The sequence below is a fragment of the Phyllobacterium sophorae genome (assembly GCF_003010965.1).
In the GTDB taxonomy this organism is placed as follows: domain Bacteria; phylum Pseudomonadota; class Alphaproteobacteria; order Rhizobiales; family Rhizobiaceae; genus Phyllobacterium; species Phyllobacterium sophorae.
Genome location: NZ_PGGM01000019.1, coordinates 1 through 17,718, shown reverse-complemented (window position 1 = coordinate 17,718; position 17,718 = coordinate 1). Strand labels below are relative to the sequence as shown.

Sequence of the window (17,718 nt, the reverse complement as noted above, 5' to 3'; positions counted from 1 at the left end):
TTATGGACCCGTCACAATGGCTTGCTCATGACAGACACTACCAACGCCCCGCACAATTTGTCCGCGATCGATTTTCTTCGCACCCGTTCGCTTGCAAATGTGGTGCAAGCGGAGATCGAGCGCATGATCATCGATGGCGAGCTTAAGCCGAATGAACGGGTCAACGAGAATGGTCTGTCGCAGCGCCTTGGCGTAAGCCGCGGCCCAATCCGCGAGGCTTGCAGTGCATTGGCAGCGATGGGCCTGATTGAAATTATCCCCAATCGTGGTTTTTTCATCCGCGCCCTCACCAATGATGAGGCGCAGGATCTTTCCGAGGCACGTGCCGGTGTGTTTGGCTGCATGGCGATGATGCTGGCAGAGCGTATCACCGATGCCCAGATTGCCATCTTGAGAGCGCTCTTGGCGCGCATGGACGAAATCGTCAAACTTGGCGACGTTCATATTTACTACCCGGTTAATCTGGAATTCCACAAGCAGCTTACGCACATGGCCGGAAACAACCGGCTGGAACTCATCTACCAGAGCTTCGTACGTGAACTGCACATCCAGCGCTATCGGGCTCTCTCGAGCAGGGACGTGCTGCATATCTCCAATCAGGAGCACCGCGCCATTGTCGATGCCCTTGAGGCACGCGACCCCGTACGCAGCTTGATTGCGGCCCGTACCCATATTCTCAATGGGATTGTCCGCACCCGCCAGGCCGGGCAACCCGGCTTTGGCGACCAGGTCGCGCCGCAAAAGCCCGGGCGCAAAACTGCGTCCGACACGGCATCCGGCGAAAACATTTAAAAAAATGCCATCCGTTGCTGCAGTAATTTTGCAAACACAAAACTGTTGACAATTAACAATCCTCCGAGCATGGTCAAAACGGAAATACGTTTTGGGACTGCGACAAACAGAGGATCAGGGATGGACCAGAAACACCAGGAAAATGTCGAGCTGACGAAATACGTTGCCAGTTTCATTGTTGAAACGGACTTTGATGAACTCTCGTCAAACGTTATTGACCTTGGCAAGAAATCCATACTCGACGGCTTGGGCTTGGCCCTTTCTGGTTCTGTTGCCAAGAGCGGCGAGCTCGTGCGTCAGCACCTTGACAATTTGGGCCTTGCCGAGGGCGCCGCAACGGTCATCGGTGGTGGACGCAAAGTGGCCCCACGCTTTGCAGCCTTTGCCAACGGGGTTGGCATTCACGCCGACGACTATGACGATACGCAGCTCGCCGTCGCCAAGGACCGCGTCTATGGTCTGTTGACCCATCCGACAGCGCCTGCACTTCCCGCAGCACTTGCTGTCGCCGAACTCGTGAATGGTTCCGGCAAAGACCTCATGCTGGCCTATCACCTCGGCGTCGAAGTCGAGTGCAAGATTGCCGAAGCGATTGCCCCGCGCCACTATCAGACCGGTTTTCATGCAACGGCGACATGCGGAACATTCGCTGCTGCCGCAGCCAGTTCCAAGTTGATGAAGTTCGATGTTCCGACTACCCAGCGCGCGCTTTCGATCGCTGGCAGCCAGTCTGCCGGCCTGCGCGAGAACTTCGGCACGATGACAAAGCCTTTCCATGCCGGCCGCTCGTCTGAAAGCGGTGTCGCCGCCGCCCAATTTGCATCCTATGGCTGGACGGCCGCGGCGCGTATCCTGGAAGCGCCGCGCGGCTTCTTCTCTGCGGCCGGCGGCGGTTATGACGAGAATGCGATCTTCAACAAACTCGGTGCGCCCTGGACTTTTGCCGACCCCGGCATATCCATAAAGCCGCATCCATCGGGCTCGCTCACGCATCCCGGAATGACGGAGATGCTGCGGCTGATTACGGACAACAATATCCGCGCCGAGGATGTCGAGCGCGTGCGCGTCGGCACCAACTCCAACATGCCGAACGCACTCATCCATCACCGTCCCAAGGACGAATTACAGGCAAAGTTCTCGATGGAATTTTGCATGGCAATTCTATTGCTCGATCGCCGCGCCGGTCTCAATGAATTCACCGATGCCGCAGTCGAACGCGACGACGTCAAGGCCATGATCGAACGGATTGATTTCGTCATCGATGACGAAGCTGAAGCCGCCGGTTACCACCTGATGACGACCCTCCTCGACATCCACCTCAAAGACGGTCGCAAAATCTCGGGACGCGCTGATTTCGGCAAGGGAAGTCCTGCCTTTCCCATGAGCTATGACGACGTCGCCGGCAAATTTCGCGAGAATGCCGACTTCGCCGGGATGACGCAGGCGAGGGCAAACGCGATCGTCGAACTCGTGCGGGGGTTGGAGAACGTTACGTCGCTGAGCGATCTGACATCGCTGCTGATCTCCGTCGACTGACAGTATAAGCTTGCGATGCCGGATTCCGGGACAATGCATGATGGGCACGGTCAGCGTTTGTTTGATCGTGAACCTGCCAAAATTGCTCTGGCATTTCTGCTCGGCGTCCTGGGGGCCCTGGCTGCCAGATTGTTTGCGATGCCCCTTCCCTTCCTGCTGGGTCCGTTGCTTACCTGTGCCGCAGCATCGATCCTCGGTGCGCCGATTCTGGCGCTCCCCTATGGACGTGAATTGGGTCAGGTCGTCGTCGGGCTTGCCATAGGCTTGCGATTTGTTCCCGCGGTGGTCTTCGCAACAATTGCAATGCTGCCGTTCATGCTGGGTGCGACAGCCTTGATGATCGCGACAACCATGGCCGCCGCCTTGATCATCAGGAAGCTCGCCGCGCTTGACCTTAGAACCGCTTTCTTTGCCACGGCTGCTGCAGGGGTTGCAGAGATGGCCATCCTCGCCCATCAAAAGGGCGCCGATAGCGATACGGTCGCGCTTGTTCACCTTATCCGCGTCGCCTCGATCGTGACGACAGTGCCATTCCTTGTTGCGTTTTTCGGCGAAAATGGCGGCATCGATCCGGTGCCGGTTGCCTTCAGAGCCGAGTTGATGCCGATTATCGCGCTGTTCATTGTGGCGGTCCTTGCCAGCTATCTCGTGCGGCGGCTGAAAATACCGAACTCATGGCTGCTTGTCCCCGCCCTGATCGGCAGTCTTGTGGCGGGTTTCGGCCTTGGCCCCTTCGCCGTCCCATCTGCGGCTCTGGTGGGGGCGCAGATCGTCATCGGCGTTTGGCTTGGCTGCCGTTTCCGCCGATCTTTGCTGGGCCGGCTTTCACGCGTGACCTTCTCAGCGCTTGTGACGACGACATTCCTGCTCGCCATGGCCATGGCGACAGCGTGGGTTCTATCGGCAACGACTGGTTTGTCCTTTGTCACAAGCCTGCTCGCCGTCGCACCGGCGGGCGTCACCGAAATGGTGCTGACGGCGACAGCAATGCATCTCGACGCCACAACCGTGACCGCGTTCCAGATCACCCGTATCGCCGTGGTCATGACGACGATCCTGTTGACGCTGAAGATATTTGAAAGAATTGCGCGCCGGCGCGGCGCTGCACCCGGATGAAAGGACTGCCCTATGACTGCCCACCTCGTAATCGGAATCCTCAACGGCGACGATATAGGACTTGAGATCGTGCCCGCGGCCGTTGAAGTAACGCGCGCCGCTGCCCTCAAGACAGGTCTTGAAATCGACTGGCGGGCCATGCCCATTGGGCGCGCCGCGCTTGAAACCCATGGTTCGACATTTCCGGAACACACGATGGAAACACTCGCCAAGATGGATGGCTTCATCCTTGGACCCATCGGACATCAGGCGTATCCAAAGGTCCCAGGAGCAATCAATCCACATCCAATCATGCGCAAAGGCTTCAATCTTTTTGCCAATGTCCGTCCGACCAAGTCGTTCCCCGGATTGGGTGCCATCCACGAAGGCATCGATCTCGTCATCGTGCGCGAAAACAACGAAGGTTTCCAGCCGGATCGCAATGTCGTTGCCGGATCGGGAGAATTCAGGCCAACCGAAGACGTAACCATTTCTGTGCGGGTAATCACCCGCCTGGGTTCCGCGCGCGTCGCCCGGGCTGCCCTCGAAATTGCGCAGCAACGAAGGAAGCGCCTTACCCTTGTCCACAAGAACACCGTGTTCAAGCTTGGTTGCGGCATGTTTGTCGAAGAATGCCACCGCGTGGCCAAGGAGTTTCCGGACGTCACGGTCGATGAAGTGATCGTCGACACGATGGCCATGCGCCTCATTCGCGATCCGCAGAGTTTTGATGTGATCGTTACCACGAACATGTTCGGCGACATATTGACGGATGAAGCTGCCGGGCTGGTCGGTGGTCTGGGCATGGCGCCAGGCCTGTGCATCGGCGAAGGCAATCTGGCAATGGCGCAGGCGACCCACGGCTCAGCACCCGATATCGCCGGCAAGGGTATCGCCAATCCCTTCGCGATGATTGAATCCGCGCGCATGATGATCGAATGGCTCGGGCACAACCGCAAGATTCCGCAAGCTGTCGAAGCAGCTTCGATCATGGAGCGTGCGATTGCCGTTGCGCTCGGCAATCCCGCGACCCGCACCCGCGATATCAGGGGAACCGCCGATACCGCAGGGATGACACGAGGCATTTTGGCAGCAATCGGTTGACGTCATTCCTTTTGATGTCCGCCGATCATGAACGTGACCGGCGGAGATAATTGCTCAGACCGGCGGCACCGCTCCATGGCCGCTAAAAAACGTCCAAAACGCATCATAGACGATATCCGGCCGTTCCTCAGCGGGGTAATGTCCCGTGGGGATTGCCCAGCCGCGCAAATCCTTCGCCCAAGGTTTCCATGCCTCGAGCGGTTTGAAATGACGGCCACAATGACTGTTTGAACCCCACAAAGCCAGCACAGGGCAGTCGATCGTCTTCTTGCCGAAGTCGGCAGTATCCATGGCAAGATCAACGCTGACGGTGGCGCGATAGTCTTCACACACGGCATGGATCTGTTCAGCCGTCGTGCAGCGCTTGTATTCGGCCATGGCCTGCGGGCTAAATATCTTCAGACCGACCCCTTTCTTGTTGAGCTTGTAGTTGATGTAATAATCAAGGTCCGCTGTCAGAAGCTTCTCGGGAAATGGCGCCTTTTGAGCCATGAAGAACCAGTGATACGCCTCAAGCCCCCAACCCAGTGTTACATTGGTTAGCGCGTGATATGTTGGGACGATATCCAATGCCGCTACGCGCTCGATGCGATCAGGATAGTCGAGCGCCATGCGGAATGCGACGCGCGCTCCCCGATCATGCCCGGCCACCTGAAAACGATCGAAACCGAACGTCGACATGAGCTCGGCATTGTCGTTGCCCATTGCCCTGAACGAATAGCCGCAATGGTCCTCGCCTCCGTCGGGTTTGGAACTGTCCCCATACCCTCGAAGATCGGGGGTGACCACGGTGAAACTCCTTGCGAGGGTCGGCGCAATCTGGTGCCAGCTGACATGGGTCAAAGGATTGCCATGCAGCAGAAGCAGTGGAGGTCCCTCGCCAGCGATCGCCACATTGATCTCGGCGCCGCTCGTTTTGACCCGATGATAGCGAAATCCAGGCATCAACTGCCCTTCGGTGTCAACGAGCGGTGGCACTTTAGATGGCGGCTCTGTTGGCGACATGATCTATCTCCTTCAAACTTTCCAAATCGAGCAGAACGAAACTTCATGCCCTTTTTAGTAAATTGTCAACAGTTTGTAATTGACAATTAGGAGAAAGTTCGGCATCTCGATAGTGTGTTGCTGCAGCAACGGGAGCCGTTTAATGAAAACATATAGCATCGCCGCCATCCCAGGGGACGGCATTGGCAAGGAAGTCGTGGCCGCGGGCCTGCGGGTTCTTGGGGCCTGCGCCAGCCGCGACGCCAATTTCCAACTCAGCATCGAGGAATTTCCGTGGGGGTCTGACTTCTACAAGCAGCACGGACATCTCATGCCTGAAGATGGCGTGGATCAACTGAAGAATTTCGACGCCATCTACTTCGGCGCCGTCGGCGCGCCGGACGTGCCTGATCATCTGACGCTCTGGGGCCTGCGCCTTGCCATCTGCCAACCCCTGGATCAGTATGCGAATGTCCGACCCACCAGAATCCTGCCTGGAATTGAAAGTCCGCTGCGCGGCGTCACAGCCAAGGACCTTGACTGGGTGATCGTTCGTGAAAACTCCGAAGGGGAATATGCCGGCCAGGGTGGACGCTCGCACCGCGGTCTTGCAGAAGAAGTGGCGACGGAAGTCTCAATTTTCACCCGTGCTGGCGTAACCTGTATCATGCGCTTTGCGTTCAAACTGGCGCAGTCGCGCCCGCGCAAGCTGCTTACAGTTGTCACCAAATCGAATGCGCAGCGCCATGGCATGGTGCTATGGGACGAAATCGCGAAGGAAATCGCTGCGGAATTTCCCGACGTGACCTGGGACAAAATGCTTGTCGACGCCATGACGGTGCGCATGACGCTCAACCCAGGATCGATCGACACAATCGTTGCCACGAACCTTCATGCCGACATCCTTTCCGACCTTGCCGCCGCTCTCGCAGGTTCAATCGGCATCGCACCGACGGCAAACCTCAATCCGGAGGGGCGATTTCCCTCAATGTTCGAACCCATACATGGTTCGGCATTCGACATCACCGGCAAGGGCATCGCCAATCCGATCGGGACTTTCTGGTCGGCGGTCATGATGCTTGCACATCTTGGCGAAGCGGCCGCAGCAGCCCGCCTCATGCGGGCAATCGAGCGGGTGACCGCTAATCCGTCACTGCACACGCCGGACCTGCGCGGCACTGCAACGACGCAGGACGTCACCGAGGCGGTCTGCGCCGCTGTCCTTGGCGACAACGAGTAAAGGACACCCCATGCCAGCCAATCGTCGTAGGATTGCAGTGATCACCGGAGACGGGATCGGCAAGGAAGTGATGCCGGAGGGCTTGCGCGCACTCGAGGCCGCAGCCGAGCGCTTCGATCTCGATCTCCAGTTCGACACGTTCGCGTTTGCCTCGTGCGATTACTATGCCGAACACGGCCGCATGATGCCTGAAAACTGGAAAGAACTGATCGGCGGACATGACGCGATTTATTTCGGTGCGGTGGGCTGGCCGGCGACGGTTCCCGATCACATCTCCTTGTGGGGCTCGCTTTTGCAGTTCCGCCGCGAGTTCGATCAATATGTCAATCTGCGGCCTGTCCGCCTCATGCCAGGCGTTCCGTCACCGCTGAGCGGACGCAAACCGGGCGACATCGATTTTTTCGTTGTCCGCGAAAACACGGAAGGCGAATATTCTTCCATCGGCGGCAAGATGTATCCGGGCACCGAACGCGAGATCGTGGTGCAGGAAACGGTAATGAGCCGGGTCGGCATCGACCGCATTCTTCGCTTCGCGTTCGATCTGGCGCAAAGCCGCGCCAAGAAGCATCTGACCTCGGCGACCAAATCGAACGGCATTTCGATCACCATGCCCTATTGGGATGAGCGCGTTGAGGAAATGGCGAAATCCTATGGGCAAGTGCGCTGGGACAAGTATCACATCGATATCCTCTGCGCCCATTTCGTGCTCAATCCCGATCGCTTCGATGTGGTTGTTGCCTCCAATCTTTTCGGTGACATTCTCTCCGACCTCGGTCCGGCCTGCACAGGGACCATCGGTATAGCGCCGTCCGGCAATATCAATCCCGAGCGCCGCTTTCCTTCCCTGTTCGAACCTGTTCACGGCTCCGCGCCCGATATCGCAGGCAAGGGTATCGCCAATCCCATCGGCCAGATCTGGGCTGGTGCAATGATGCTCGACCATCTCGGCCATCCGCATGCGGCAGCATCGATTGTATCGGCAATCGAAACCACTCTCGCAGAGCCTGCGCTGCGCACCGGCGACCTTGGCGGATCGGCAGACACCATCACCTCCGGCAAGGCGGTCGCCGAAGCAATCAAGTCGTCTGCATCGGATATTGCGAGGAAGTCATGACGTTTGAGCTGCCCATCATCGCCCTTACGCCTGGCGATTGCACCGGGATCGGTCCTGAACAGACGGCCCGCATTCTCCATGACCGGCGCATGAGCGACGTCGCGCGCATTGTCGTGATCGGCGATGCCCGCGTCCTCGACATGGGTATGCGCCAAGCGGGCGTTTCGTTCCAGTACCGGCGCTACCCGGCCCCGGCCAGCGTCGATTGGACGGACAGTGCAATTGCGCTCATCGACCTTTTCAACACCGACGTCGCCCTCCATACACCAGGTGCGGGTAGCGCTGCATCCGGCCGGGTGACCGGCGAAACTTTGGCGCGCGCCATCGAATTTGCCAAGGCTGGAGAAGTCGACGCGGTCTCGTTTGCACCCCTGAACAAACGGGCGATGTATGACGGTGGCTGGAAATTCCCCGACGAACACAAGATGTTTGCCCACCTTCTTGGCCACCAAAGCTATTTCAGCGAGATGAACGTGCTCGACAATCAATGGATGTCGAGGGTGACGTCACATGTCTCGCTCCGCCAGGCCGTCGAGCAGATCACGCGTCAAGCGATTGAAGATGCCATCATCCTTGCAACGACGATGATGCGAAAAGCTGGCATCCCGGCGCCTCGCCTTGCCGTCGCGGCTCTCAACCCGCATGGAGGCGAAGGCGGTCTCTTTGGCACCGAAGAGATCGATATCATCCGCCCTGCCGTCGAAGCCATGGCAGCGAAGGGGGTCGACTGCAAGGGCCCTTTTCCCTCCGACACGGTCTATCTGAAAGCCTTTGCCGGAGACTTCGACGGAGTGCTCGCCATGTATCACGACCAGGGCCAGATCGCGACGAAAATGCGCGGCTTTAACCGCGGCGTGACTGTCACTGCAGGTCTTGATACGGTTTTCACCACGCCTGCCCACGGCACAGCCTTCGACATCGCTGGGAAGGGTATCGCGGACACGGGGGCTTTGGAGAACGCGATCAAGCTCGCCAGCAGGCTGGCGCAGGTCAAACGGCTGGAGGCCTAACCGGCAAACGACAGCATCGCAGCGCCCAACCCTCCGAGGGTCAAAACACCCAAGACCGGAAATCGCGGGAACATGTAAAAAATCGCGGCGGCGAGGCTGATGATGACAACGGCCACGACACCGCCATTGGAGAGCCGGAAAAGCGCGATGATGCCGGCAATAATCAGTCCGACACCGACCGGGGCCAACCCTTCTCGCATGGCCCGGTGCCACCTTTTGCGCCGATGGGCGTTGGTCAACTTGAACACTGCGTAGCACAGCAGCGAAGACGGCACGAAAAGCGCGAAGGTAGCGATCAGTGCTCCAAGCCAGCCCGCCACGCGCCAGCCGATAACGGTGGCCAGCATCATACCGGGTCCGGGCGCTGCGCGCGAAACGGCAAAAAGATCAAGAAACTCGCGCGAATTCACCCAGCCGTGGACGACAACAGTCTCGTGCTGAATACCGGCGACAATGGCACTGCCGCCGCCGATCGAGGTCAGCGAGAATGGTATGAACACCAGGGCAAGTGCAATGAGTGTGTCGAGCCGCAACGTCAGGCCCTCCGCCACGCCAAAGCGACGCTGATCGGTGCGATCAGCACAACGACCGGAATGAGCGGCAATTGCAGCAGGCCCACGAGAACGGCCGTCAATGCAATTATGGCAACGGAAGGCGGAAACCGCAGCGCTCGGCGCACGCCACGCATGCACATGACAACCAATAACCCCATTGCGGCAAATGCAACGCCATCGGAAATCGCGGGCAGCAAGGCAAAGTCTGCGAGCGCATCGAAGACCTGGCAAAGTGCTATGACTGCAAAAAACGGTCCAACGAGAAACCCGAGAACGCAGCTGAGCGCGCCCACTGGACCACGAAGCTGCTCACCCATACATATGACCAGATTGACGACGTTCGCACCCGGCAACATCTGCGATATGGCCAGGCTGCTTGCAAAGTCGTCTTCCTCTATCCAGCGATTTTTGAGGACGAAGCCCTGATAAAGCCAGCCGGTGAGGCCGCCGCCAAAGCTTAAGATTCCGATCTTGAAGCAAAGGATGAAGAGCGAGCGAAGACGTGGCGATTGGAACCCGGAGCAAGGATCTGACACTGCTAATGCCATCCTTTCATTGAGAAAAACCTGAACTTGAATTGGCTTTGGCTTGCCAGCACCAATACCTCGCCTTCACGCGCGCCGCATGCGGCCGGATCAGGGCAGAAACGCCCCGCCGTTTACATGCAGCGTCTGACCGGTAACGAAGCGGGCATTTGATCCGGCAAGATACAGCACTGCCGCGGCCACCTCCTCAGGCGTTCCGCGCCTGCCGACCAGCGTGCGCGTCGTATTGTGATGGGCCGGGTCACCGCCGGACGAGCTGTGAGCCCGGTTGGTGTCGATCATTCCAGGAGAAACCAGATTGACCGTGACACCGCGCGATCCGAGCTCATTTGCAAGCGCCTTGGTGAATCCGTCAAGTCCGGCTTTTGCCGATATGACATGGGCACGGTGCGCCGCGCCGGTATAGGCCGTAAGGCCACCAATGTTGATGATCGCCCCCCGGTCGCTGGCGAGCAAATGCGGTATTGCAGCGCGGCTCATGAGGAATGCGCCATCCAGTGTCACGCCCATCACTTCACGCCAGTCTGAAAACGCCAGCGTTTCGATTGGTGCTTCACGCCTGATTGCGGCATTGTTGATGAGCAGATCAAGACGCCCCAATCTTTTGACCGTTTCCCCGACAAGCTGCTCGGCATCGGCTTCCTGCGCGACGTCACCAAGCAGGACGATGGCAGATCCGCCCATCGCCTCGATCTCGTGCGCGACAGCCTCCGCCGCGGCCCGATCCGAGCGGGCCACGACGGCGATTTTTGCTCCTGCGTCCGCGAGTGTTCGCGCTATGGAGCGCCCGATATTGCGCGAAGCGCCAGTCACCAGCGCGACACGTCCTTCCAGTTCTCGATTTGTCATGTCCTCTCCCCTCATGCGCGCGCACCGGACAATTCGACACTGTCTCCGCCTGCGATCCGGTCAAGCGCGGTGCGCAGCGCTGCGATGGCAGCATCAGAAAATCCGCCGAAACGCAGGTTTGCCGCGAATTTGCTCGACAGTTCGGCATCCGGCAAGGGCTCTTTTGAACCGCCTCGCATGTGGGGCTGGTAAAATTCCCGCACAGATCCATCCTTCAGAACCGCCTTCAAATGTCCGGTGAAATTTCGTGGATAGGGATCGTCGGGATTTACTTCGTAGGAAATCTTGGCCGCCAGAGCCTGAACGTGCGGATCCCTGACACGCTCATCGGTAAACTGGCCGAGTCCCGCCTCGCCGTCGAGAAAGCTGACAGCCATGCAGTAGGGTGTTGAGAACTTGCCTGCGTAACCATTGGGGGGCCGGTGTTTCGCGGCAAGCGGCTCCCATAGCCGATGCACCGTCCCCTCACCGACACTGCAAACGATCGAAACAATATCATCGGCCTTGACGCCGGATGCAGCAAGCTTTCGGACGCAGTCTATGAATGGCTGGGTCATCGTCCCGCACGCATAGGGTTTGAATGCCAGTGTCTCAACGATCCAGCTATCGCCGAGATCCTCGATCAAAGGGGTAAAGTCCGGAACTTTCGCGGGGGCAAAGGCTTTGTACAGTCCATGCGCGCCTTCAAAAACCGATATCGGTCCAGTGAAGCCGGCCTCTGCCAGCAGCGCGGCGCGCAATCCGGATTGAGCCGCAGCGCCGGCATGAAGCCGCTTGGTCGAGCTTCCATCGGCGAGATATTCGATAATGCCCGAAGCAAGACTTCCCGCAATGCCGAAGGCCCGGCCGATCGTCTCCGCATCCAAGGAGAGTGCGGCCCCAACCGCGGCGGCGGCCGCAGGCGCCCCGAAAATTGCGGTGGGGTGAAAGCCGGCCTTGTGCGTTGCCTGGGGAGCCACCAGGCTCATGCGGCACATGAGTTCGGCGCCCACCACAATGCCGCGCATCACTGCACAACCATCAAGGCCCCGCTTTTCGGCAATCGCAACAACCGCAGGGACAATAACCGCACCGGCGTGGACCGGCCCCCCCTCAAAAGTATCGTCGAAATCCTCGCCGTGTGCGGCGGTCCCGTTAACGAGGGCGGCGTCGTAAAGTCCGAGGCCGCGGCTGTGGCCATAGGCGGTGCAGGTTCCATCGTCGGTCGCGCTTGCCAGCGCCGAGCGGACGTAGTCGGTATGACGGGCGGCAACCGCAAGACCGACAATATCGAAGAGCAGGCGTCGGCCGACGGCTTTTACCGCTGCGGGTGGCAGCGCGGCGGTCGCAAATTCTGCCAACTTCGCCGCGACCGGCGTCGATGTCGCAACTCTCTGGTTCATGAAGGAACTTCCTCTATTTTGGCCTTGCGGGCCTCGCGCAGTTCACGGCTGAGCGAGAAAGCGACGAAGATGAAAGCGATGGACAAGAGCGCGACGGCAATAGGATCCTGCAGGAAGATCATGTGATCGCCGCCGGAAAGGACAAGCGACCGGCGATAGCTTGATTCAACCATGTGGCCGAGAACCACGCCAAGGATCATCGGCAAGACGGGAAACCCGGCCAGGCGCATCAGGAAGCCTACGAGCCCGAGGACAAGAGCGATACCGAGATCGAACAAACTGTTGTTGAGTGTAAAGATGCCCGACAGGATCAGGGCAAAGATAAAGCCGGCGCGGTAGGGTCGCGGCCGGTTGACCAGCCAGATACAGGCCGGAAGAATGATGATACCGACACCGATCTGGGCGATGATGGCAATGAACGAGCCAACATAGATACTGTCGATCACCTGGGCGCTTTGCTCGAACAGGCGCGGACCGGGGATCAGGCCATGCATCAACAGACCGCCGAGCAGGACGGCCGTCGAATTCGAACTTGGAATACCGAAGCTGAGCAGCGGAATGAGGGCCGTGCTTGCCACTGTGTTGTTGGCGGCCTCCGGTGCCGCAACGCCTTCCTCCGATCCCTTGCCAAAAAGATGCGGCGTTTTCGACCAGCGCTTTGCTTCGTTGTAGGACATGAAGGCTGCGATCGAACCGCCGCCGCCGGGCGTCAGGCCCTCAAACAGGCCGAGGATGCAGCCGATGAACTGCGAGCGCTTGAGCTTGTTCATGACGGCAAGGCTTGGCAGTTTGATCCTGATTTTCTGGTTGAGCTGCGTGACCGTGGTTGAACCCGATTGGCACATCAATTCGGTAAGCGCGAAGAGTCCGACCATCACGAGGACCGGCTCGACACCGCCGAGCAGGTCGGGAATATCAAAGGTAAAGCGTGTTACGCCGGATATTGGGTCGGTCCCAACCGTTGCGATCATCAGGCCGATGATGGCGGCCGCAAGACCCTTGATCAGCGATCCTCCGCTCATGGAGGCGATGACGCTGAGGCCAAGGATGCCCAGTCCGAAATAGGATGCTGGGGTGAATGCGAGCGCAAGCCATGACAGTGGCTCGGTAAGCAGTATCAGCATCGCCAGGCCGAAGAGGCTGCCGATCACGCCCGACATGAGCGAGATGCCGAGCGCTTCGCCGGCCCGTCCCTGCCGGTTAAGCTCATAACCGTCGATGACCGTTGCCGCAGAGGAGTTCGTGCCGGGAGTCCTGATCAAAATGGCCGGAATTGAACCGCCATACTCTGCGCCGATATAGACGCAAGCGAGCAGTGCGATCGCTTGGGCCGGGTCCATTGTATAGGTGAAGGGTAAGACCAGAGCCATCGTTATCGAGGCGGAGATGCCCGGAAGGGCGCCGCCAAGGATGCCCCAGGTCAAGCCAGCTATGGCAACGAAAACCAGTGGTGTTTCCGTCAAGAGCCTTATTATGTCCAGAAGCGTCGTCATCAGAACAATCCTTGAATCAGCGAACCCACCGGCTGGTGGACGCCGAGCAATTTTACGAATATGGCCCAGTAAAAGACGCCGCCGCCGATGGCGGCAGCCGGTACGGTCCAGTTGCGCGCGGCGCCCTCGTAAAGCGCAACACCGCCGATCAACAGCGCTGTCCCAATCACGTATCCGGCGAACGGCAGCACGATCACATAGGCCGCGCCAAACAGCAGGAATCCTACCGCACGCGGCAAACCGGCATCGCTTTCATCGGTGCTGTCATCCACCGTTACTGTCCGTGGCTTGCGCGCCAGCAATGTCCGCCCGATCAGGAGGGTGCCGAGAATGGCAAGAACGACGGCAAGCGCATGCGGCAAACCTGCTGCGCCGACCTCGTCCGACAAGGTGCTGTCAGCGATGGCTCCAGACCACGAGTAATAGATACCCGCTACCGCGAGGAGAACGAGGCCGCTGATAAGGTCTTTTCTCATGGATCAGCCCTTCCGGTTGAATGGTTGAAGGGGGACGGGCAAGCCCGCCCCCATTCAACGCCATCACTTGATGGCGCCTGTCGATTTGAGGAATTCCTCCGTCGACGCGCCGAAATTGTTGATGAACGCCGGATAATCCTTCTGGCCGATGAGCTGGGGAACGAGCACCTCCGCCGTATAGGCCTTCTTGTAGTCCGGATCAGCCAGCAAGTTCTTCACGCCTTCGTCCCAGATCGCTTTTGTCGATTCTGGCACACCCTTGGGTCCAGCAAGACCGCGAAACTTGACGAGACTGACGTCGTAACCCAGTTCCTTGACCGTCGGCACATCGGGTTTTTCGGCAATACGCTCGGGATTGAATGTGGCCAGCAGCGTAATCTTGCCGGCATCGAGCTGCGAACGGAGCTCTTGAATCTCGCCGATGCCTATATCGAGAGTTCCGTTGAGGACGTTGAGCATCATGTCGCCGCCACCCTCATGGGTGACGATTGCCGGGGTAACACCGGCAGCCCGTTTCAGTTGCTCGGCAGCCTGGCGCTCCAGCGAGGCGGGATTGGCAGCACCCCAGCGACCCCGTTCCTTCTTTGCATGCTCGATAACGTCCTGGAGCGATTTGAACGGACCATCGGTGCGCGTATAGATCACTTCGCTATCGGCAAAGATGTTCACCAGGGGATCCATGTCCTTATAGGTGTTCTGCGGCTTGCTCATCAACGACGTGTAGATGTATGTCGGTGTGGTTGCGTAGAAAACGCTGCCGTCAGCCGGGCCGGTCGCAACGCGGGCCATGGCTTTTGCACCACTTCCGCCCTGCACGTTTTCGACGATGAAGGTTGCGTCGATATACTTGCCAAGATATTTCGACATTTCGCGTAGGAAAACATCACTGCCGCCACCTGGGCTGGAATGCGTCACCAGCGTGACCACCTTGCTAGGGTAAGGCAACGGGTCAGCATTGGCGCTGGTAGCCGAAAGAATTGCAATTGTCGCAAGGCCAAGAACGGCCGCACCGATCGATTTCATCAAGGTCATTTCTCTCTCCCATTTAACCACCGTTTCTCCAGAACGGCTTCCTCAAACTCAGCTCACCGGGCTTTTCCTTCCCCGCTGATCAGCTGTAAAATGCGCTGCACATTCGCCCCCGCATCGACACCACGCACCTGTCCCAACAGTTCTTCCTGCGTGCCGCTATCAATTACGCCCTCGGCGCACATGCGGAACTTGGCGTCGAGCCCCGCATCGCTGATGGGGTTGGAGGGACCGCCGCGGTAACGTTCGTCTGCCCATTGCACCAATGTCCGGCCGTCTTTGGTATCCACCTCTATGCGCGAGCGTATCTTGTCGTAGCCGGCCGCGTCGATGCTCGGATCGTTGATGACATCCGTCCGCGCCTGCAGGTCCTGCATATCGTTGCCAGCGACGAAACTATCCTCGAACTCGTGATGGCTGGCCCGCCGACACAATATGATCATTGCAAGCAATGCCGGCATGGAGAATTTCGCTTGGAGATGGTTCCGGGCGATCGGATAGCGGATCGGTTCAATAATATTCTTTCCGGCAAAAAAGCGGATACGTTCGACCTCTTCTGCTTTCAGCTTATGGTCGATGACGAGCTTCAGCATGGCATCCATCGATTGATGGGTGAGAATGCCCGAAGGGTAAGGCTTGATGCTGACGCCGGGCTCGACAATGGTCAAGGGCGACGAAAAGCCCATGGCGGCTTTATCGGCATCAAAGCCTTCGCCCATCACCGAGAAGAATCCCCATTGCCCATCAAGCGCCGATGGATCGGCCTCAAAGCCGCGGGCAGCCAGAAACGCCGCGGTAACACCGTTCTCGCAGGCACGCCCCACATGAAGCGGCTTTGTCATCGTGCCGAAGTTGACCCTTATGCCGGCGGCGAAACTTGCTGCTAACCCAAACGCGTGAGCAAGCTTATCACCCTGAAGTCCCAGAAGCTTCGCGGCAGCCGCGGTAGCGCCGAACGTGCCGACGGTTCCGCTGGTGTGATGCCCACGGCGGTAGTGACGCGGCTTCATCCATTCCGCGATCTTGCATTCGACCTCAAAGCCAACCTGAAAGGCGAGCATGAGTTCACGTCCATCAACCTTGCCTTCCTTGCTCGCAACGATAAGCGCTGCGGTAAGCGGTGGAACCGATGGGTGCGTGAGCAGCCCGTACACATGCGCCGGATCGTGGGAAACTTGCGTGTCGTCCCAATCATGTGCGTGCCCGGCGGTGCCCCAAACCCGAGCGGCCAAAGGGGCTGGGACTTTGCTGGGTCCATTGCCGGGCAATGACGCGTCTTTCCGGCCACCTTGGGCCAAGGCGTCAGCGATCAGAATTTGAACGGATGCCTCACGGCTGCCGGCCAGATATAATCCGACCGTATCAACCATGCACCGGCGTCCCACAATGAGAGCCTCATCCGGCAAGTCCGCGTAGGTCGTGCGTTCGATAAAACGTATGGCCTGGGCCGTAATGTCGAAAGAGGTATTCACGTGGCAGGTCTCCAATACTTATACAAGATTTGTTGTGGCCGACGTCAGTCGGCCTTTTGCCGCCTCGACGTGCTTGAAGTGCGCTTCGAAGGCCGCGGCTGGATCGCGCGCAGCGATGGCATCAACCATCACTTGATGCTCGCAATGCGACGCATGCATCGCCTCGCCAAGCATCAGACTGTGCGTGCGATAGAGCTTGAGCTGCTTAACCAATGTCAGATATTGATGAGCCAGAACCTCATTGCCGGAAGCGGCGACGATGAATTCGTGCAGGGCGAAGTTGAGCTTCACATAAAGCCTGAAATCATCTGCCAAGACGGCGGCATCCATATCAGCCATGAGCTGTTTTAGCCGTTCGATGCCGTCACCGGTAATTCGTTCGGCCAGAAGTTTCCCGGCCAGGCCGAAGAGAACGGAGCGCACATCATAAACGTTCGAGGCCTCGGACGCACTTAATCGGCGCACAAAGAATCCGCGGTTCGGTACCTGGTCGACGAGCCCAGATGCCTCGAGCGATCGCAACGCTTCGCGCACCGGACCGCGGCTGATGCCGAAGCGCAGCGCCAGTTCCTTTTCGTTCAAATGATCGCCAGGCGAGAATTGACCACCGAGAATGACACGCTCGATCTCCTGCTCAAGCAAGATTGGTAGTGAACTGGAACGTAATATTTCGAAGGCTGTCAACGTCATGGAACCATCCCCGTTGGAGCGGTGATAGATTGAAGATTGCTTATTGTCAACAATTTATCGCAGACCGCTTTCAATTCACACGGCCGATCGGCATACCAGTTGTAGGTACAGTTTCCCGACTGTGGTGCGGGTCGGCCCGCCGTTGCGTTGCCTTACGCTCGTTGTTGGTTTGTCCCCATCGAGCCAGGGGCATCCGTCACGCAATTTTGCCCCACTGATCCCGGGTGTAACCGGGGCAGATTTGGCGGCAGTTGCTCGTTGGAGCAGAATTTTTTCGGGATTGCGCAGCCGGGAATTGAAGTAGTTGTGCATAAGCTCCCGCGTCGAATCTAAAGAGCGTTGGCCCCGATTCC

17 protein-coding genes are annotated in these 17,718 nt (G+C 58.5%); 7 read left to right on the top strand and 10 right to left on the bottom strand.

Going from position 1 to position 17,718, the window contains the following annotated elements:
- Nucleotides 1–27 precede the first annotated feature (27 nt).
- The 4 genes from CU103_RS28095 (at nt 28) to CU103_RS28080 (ending at nt 4,527) form a co-directional block, all read left to right on the top strand.
- Nucleotides 28–792, top strand: coding sequence for an FCD domain-containing protein (locus tag CU103_RS28095; protein ID WP_146147882.1), 765 nt, complete (start codon nt 28–30; stop codon nt 790–792).
- A 120-nt stretch (nt 793–912) separates the two neighbouring features.
- Nucleotides 913–2,328, top strand: coding sequence for an MmgE/PrpD family protein (locus CU103_RS28090; RefSeq protein WP_106667340.1), 1,416 nt, complete (start codon nt 913–915; stop codon nt 2,326–2,328).
- Nucleotides 2,329–2,361: 33 nt separating this feature from the next.
- Complete coding sequence (locus CU103_RS28085; RefSeq protein ID WP_162739835.1) at nt 2,362–3,444, top strand: AbrB family transcriptional regulator; 1,083 nt, start codon at nt 2,362–2,364, stop codon at nt 3,442–3,444.
- A 12-nt stretch (nt 3,445–3,456) separates the two neighbouring features.
- The gene (locus tag CU103_RS28080; protein WP_106667338.1) at nt 3,457–4,527 is read left to right on the top strand and encodes an isocitrate/isopropylmalate dehydrogenase family protein; all 1,071 of its coding nucleotides are present in this window, start codon (nt 3,457–3,459) and stop codon (nt 4,525–4,527) included.
- 54 nt (nt 4,528–4,581) lie between these two features.
- Here the strand turns inward: CU103_RS28080 and CU103_RS28075 are convergent, their stop codons facing one another.
- Nucleotides 4,582–5,532, bottom strand: coding sequence for an alpha/beta fold hydrolase (locus CU103_RS28075; RefSeq protein WP_106667337.1), 951 nt, complete (start codon nt 5,530–5,532; stop codon nt 4,582–4,584).
- A gap of 142 nt (nt 5,533–5,674) precedes the next feature.
- Between CU103_RS28075 and CU103_RS28070 the strand changes: the two genes are divergently transcribed.
- Genes CU103_RS28070 through CU103_RS28060 form a run of 3 tightly spaced genes read left to right on the top strand, consistent with a single transcriptional unit; the run spans nt 5,675 to nt 8,875 of the window.
- Nucleotides 5,675–6,751: a tartrate dehydrogenase gene (locus CU103_RS28070; RefSeq protein WP_106667336.1), complete on the top strand. Its 1,077-nt coding sequence runs from the start codon at nt 5,675–5,677 to the stop codon at nt 6,749–6,751.
- A gap of 10 nt (nt 6,752–6,761) precedes the next feature.
- Nucleotides 6,762–7,865 carry a tartrate dehydrogenase gene (locus tag CU103_RS28065; RefSeq protein ID WP_106667335.1) on the top strand — a complete coding sequence of 368 codons (1,104 nt, stop codon included), beginning with the start codon at nt 6,762–6,764 and terminating at the stop codon, nt 7,863–7,865.
- Entirely contained in the window at nt 7,862–8,875 is a 1,014-nt protein-coding gene (locus CU103_RS28060; RefSeq protein WP_106667334.1) for a PdxA family dehydrogenase, read from the top strand. Before CU103_RS28065 ends, CU103_RS28060 begins: the two co-directional genes overlap by 4 nt.
- On the opposite strand, the gene CU103_RS28055 is transcribed toward CU103_RS28060, so the two are convergent.
- The 9 genes from CU103_RS28055 to CU103_RS28015 form a co-directional block, all read right to left on the bottom strand.
- A complete protein-coding gene (locus CU103_RS28055; RefSeq protein WP_162707189.1) occupies nt 8,872–9,408 on the bottom strand; it encodes a chromate transporter in 537 nt (178 codons plus the stop codon). The genes CU103_RS28060 and CU103_RS28055 overlap by 4 nt on opposite strands.
- A 2-nt stretch (nt 9,409–9,410) precedes the next feature.
- Nucleotides 9,411–9,965 (bottom strand): chromate transporter, encoded by a 555-nt coding sequence (locus CU103_RS28050; protein ID WP_162707190.1) that lies wholly within the window; start codon nt 9,963–9,965, stop codon nt 9,411–9,413.
- A 99-nt stretch (nt 9,966–10,064) separates the two neighbouring features.
- The gene (locus CU103_RS28045; RefSeq protein WP_106667331.1) at nt 10,065–10,823 is read right to left on the bottom strand and encodes an SDR family NAD(P)-dependent oxidoreductase; all 759 of its coding nucleotides are present in this window, start codon (nt 10,821–10,823) and stop codon (nt 10,065–10,067) included.
- 11 nt (nt 10,824–10,834) lie between these two features.
- Nucleotides 10,835–12,205, bottom strand: a complete 1,371-nt coding sequence (locus tag CU103_RS28040; RefSeq protein WP_106667330.1) for an MmgE/PrpD family protein — start codon at nt 12,203–12,205, stop codon at nt 10,835–10,837.
- On the bottom strand, nt 12,202–13,698 hold the full coding sequence (locus CU103_RS28035) for a tripartite tricarboxylate transporter permease (protein ID WP_106667329.1): 1,497 nt from the start codon (nt 13,696–13,698) through the stop codon (nt 12,202–12,204). The genes CU103_RS28040 and CU103_RS28035 overlap by 4 nt, the downstream gene beginning before the upstream one ends.
- The gene (locus tag CU103_RS28030; protein ID WP_106667328.1) at nt 13,698–14,174 is read right to left on the bottom strand and encodes a tripartite tricarboxylate transporter TctB family protein; all 477 of its coding nucleotides are present in this window, start codon (nt 14,172–14,174) and stop codon (nt 13,698–13,700) included. Before CU103_RS28030 ends, CU103_RS28035 begins: the two co-directional genes overlap by 1 nt.
- Before the next feature lie 63 nt (nt 14,175–14,237).
- Complete coding sequence (locus CU103_RS28025) at nt 14,238–15,206, bottom strand: tripartite tricarboxylate transporter substrate binding protein (protein ID WP_106667327.1); 969 nt, start codon at nt 15,204–15,206, stop codon at nt 14,238–14,240.
- A 53-nt stretch (nt 15,207–15,259) separates the two neighbouring features.
- Nucleotides 15,260–16,675, bottom strand: a complete 1,416-nt coding sequence (locus CU103_RS28020; RefSeq protein WP_106667326.1) for an MmgE/PrpD family protein — start codon at nt 16,673–16,675, stop codon at nt 15,260–15,262.
- 18 nt (nt 16,676–16,693) lie between these two features.
- On the bottom strand, nt 16,694–17,365 hold the full coding sequence (locus CU103_RS28015; RefSeq protein WP_106667325.1) for an FCD domain-containing protein: 672 nt from the start codon (nt 17,363–17,365) through the stop codon (nt 16,694–16,696).
- Nucleotides 17,366–17,718 lie beyond the last annotated feature (353 nt).

Excerpts from the sequence above, each read along its gene's own strand:
- CU103_RS28015 (WP_106667325.1), bottom strand. The coding sequence starts at position 17,365 with ATGACGTTGACAGCCTTCGAAATATTACGTTCCAGTTCACTACCAATC.
- CU103_RS28060 (WP_106667334.1), top strand. The coding sequence starts at position 7,862 with ATGACGTTTGAGCTGCCCATCATCGCCCTTACGCCTGGCGATTGCACC.
- CU103_RS28070 (WP_106667336.1), top strand. The coding sequence starts at position 5,675 with ATGAAAACATATAGCATCGCCGCCATCCCAGGGGACGGCATTGGCAAG.
- CU103_RS28065 (WP_106667335.1), top strand. The coding sequence starts at position 6,762 with ATGCCAGCCAATCGTCGTAGGATTGCAGTGATCACCGGAGACGGGATC.
- CU103_RS28085 (WP_162739835.1), top strand. The coding sequence starts at position 2,362 with ATGCATGATGGGCACGGTCAGCGTTTGTTTGATCGTGAACCTGCCAAA.
- CU103_RS28040 (WP_106667330.1), bottom strand. The coding sequence starts at position 12,205 with ATGAACCAGAGAGTTGCGACATCGACGCCGGTCGCGGCGAAGTTGGCA.
- CU103_RS28035 (WP_106667329.1), bottom strand. The coding sequence starts at position 13,698 with ATGACGACGCTTCTGGACATAATAAGGCTCTTGACGGAAACACCACTG.
- CU103_RS28030 (WP_106667328.1), bottom strand. The coding sequence starts at position 14,174 with ATGAGAAAAGACCTTATCAGCGGCCTCGTTCTCCTCGCGGTAGCGGGT.
- CU103_RS28075 (WP_106667337.1), bottom strand. The coding sequence starts at position 5,532 with ATGTCGCCAACAGAGCCGCCATCTAAAGTGCCACCGCTCGTTGACACC.
- CU103_RS28095 (WP_146147882.1), top strand. The coding sequence starts at position 28 with ATGACAGACACTACCAACGCCCCGCACAATTTGTCCGCGATCGATTTT.
- CU103_RS28080 (WP_106667338.1), top strand. The coding sequence starts at position 3,457 with ATGACTGCCCACCTCGTAATCGGAATCCTCAACGGCGACGATATAGGA.
- CU103_RS28045 (WP_106667331.1), bottom strand. The coding sequence starts at position 10,823 with ATGACAAATCGAGAACTGGAAGGACGTGTCGCGCTGGTGACTGGCGCT.
- CU103_RS28025 (WP_106667327.1), bottom strand. The coding sequence starts at position 15,206 with ATGACCTTGATGAAATCGATCGGTGCGGCCGTTCTTGGCCTTGCGACA.
- CU103_RS28090 (WP_106667340.1), top strand. The coding sequence starts at position 913 with ATGGACCAGAAACACCAGGAAAATGTCGAGCTGACGAAATACGTTGCC.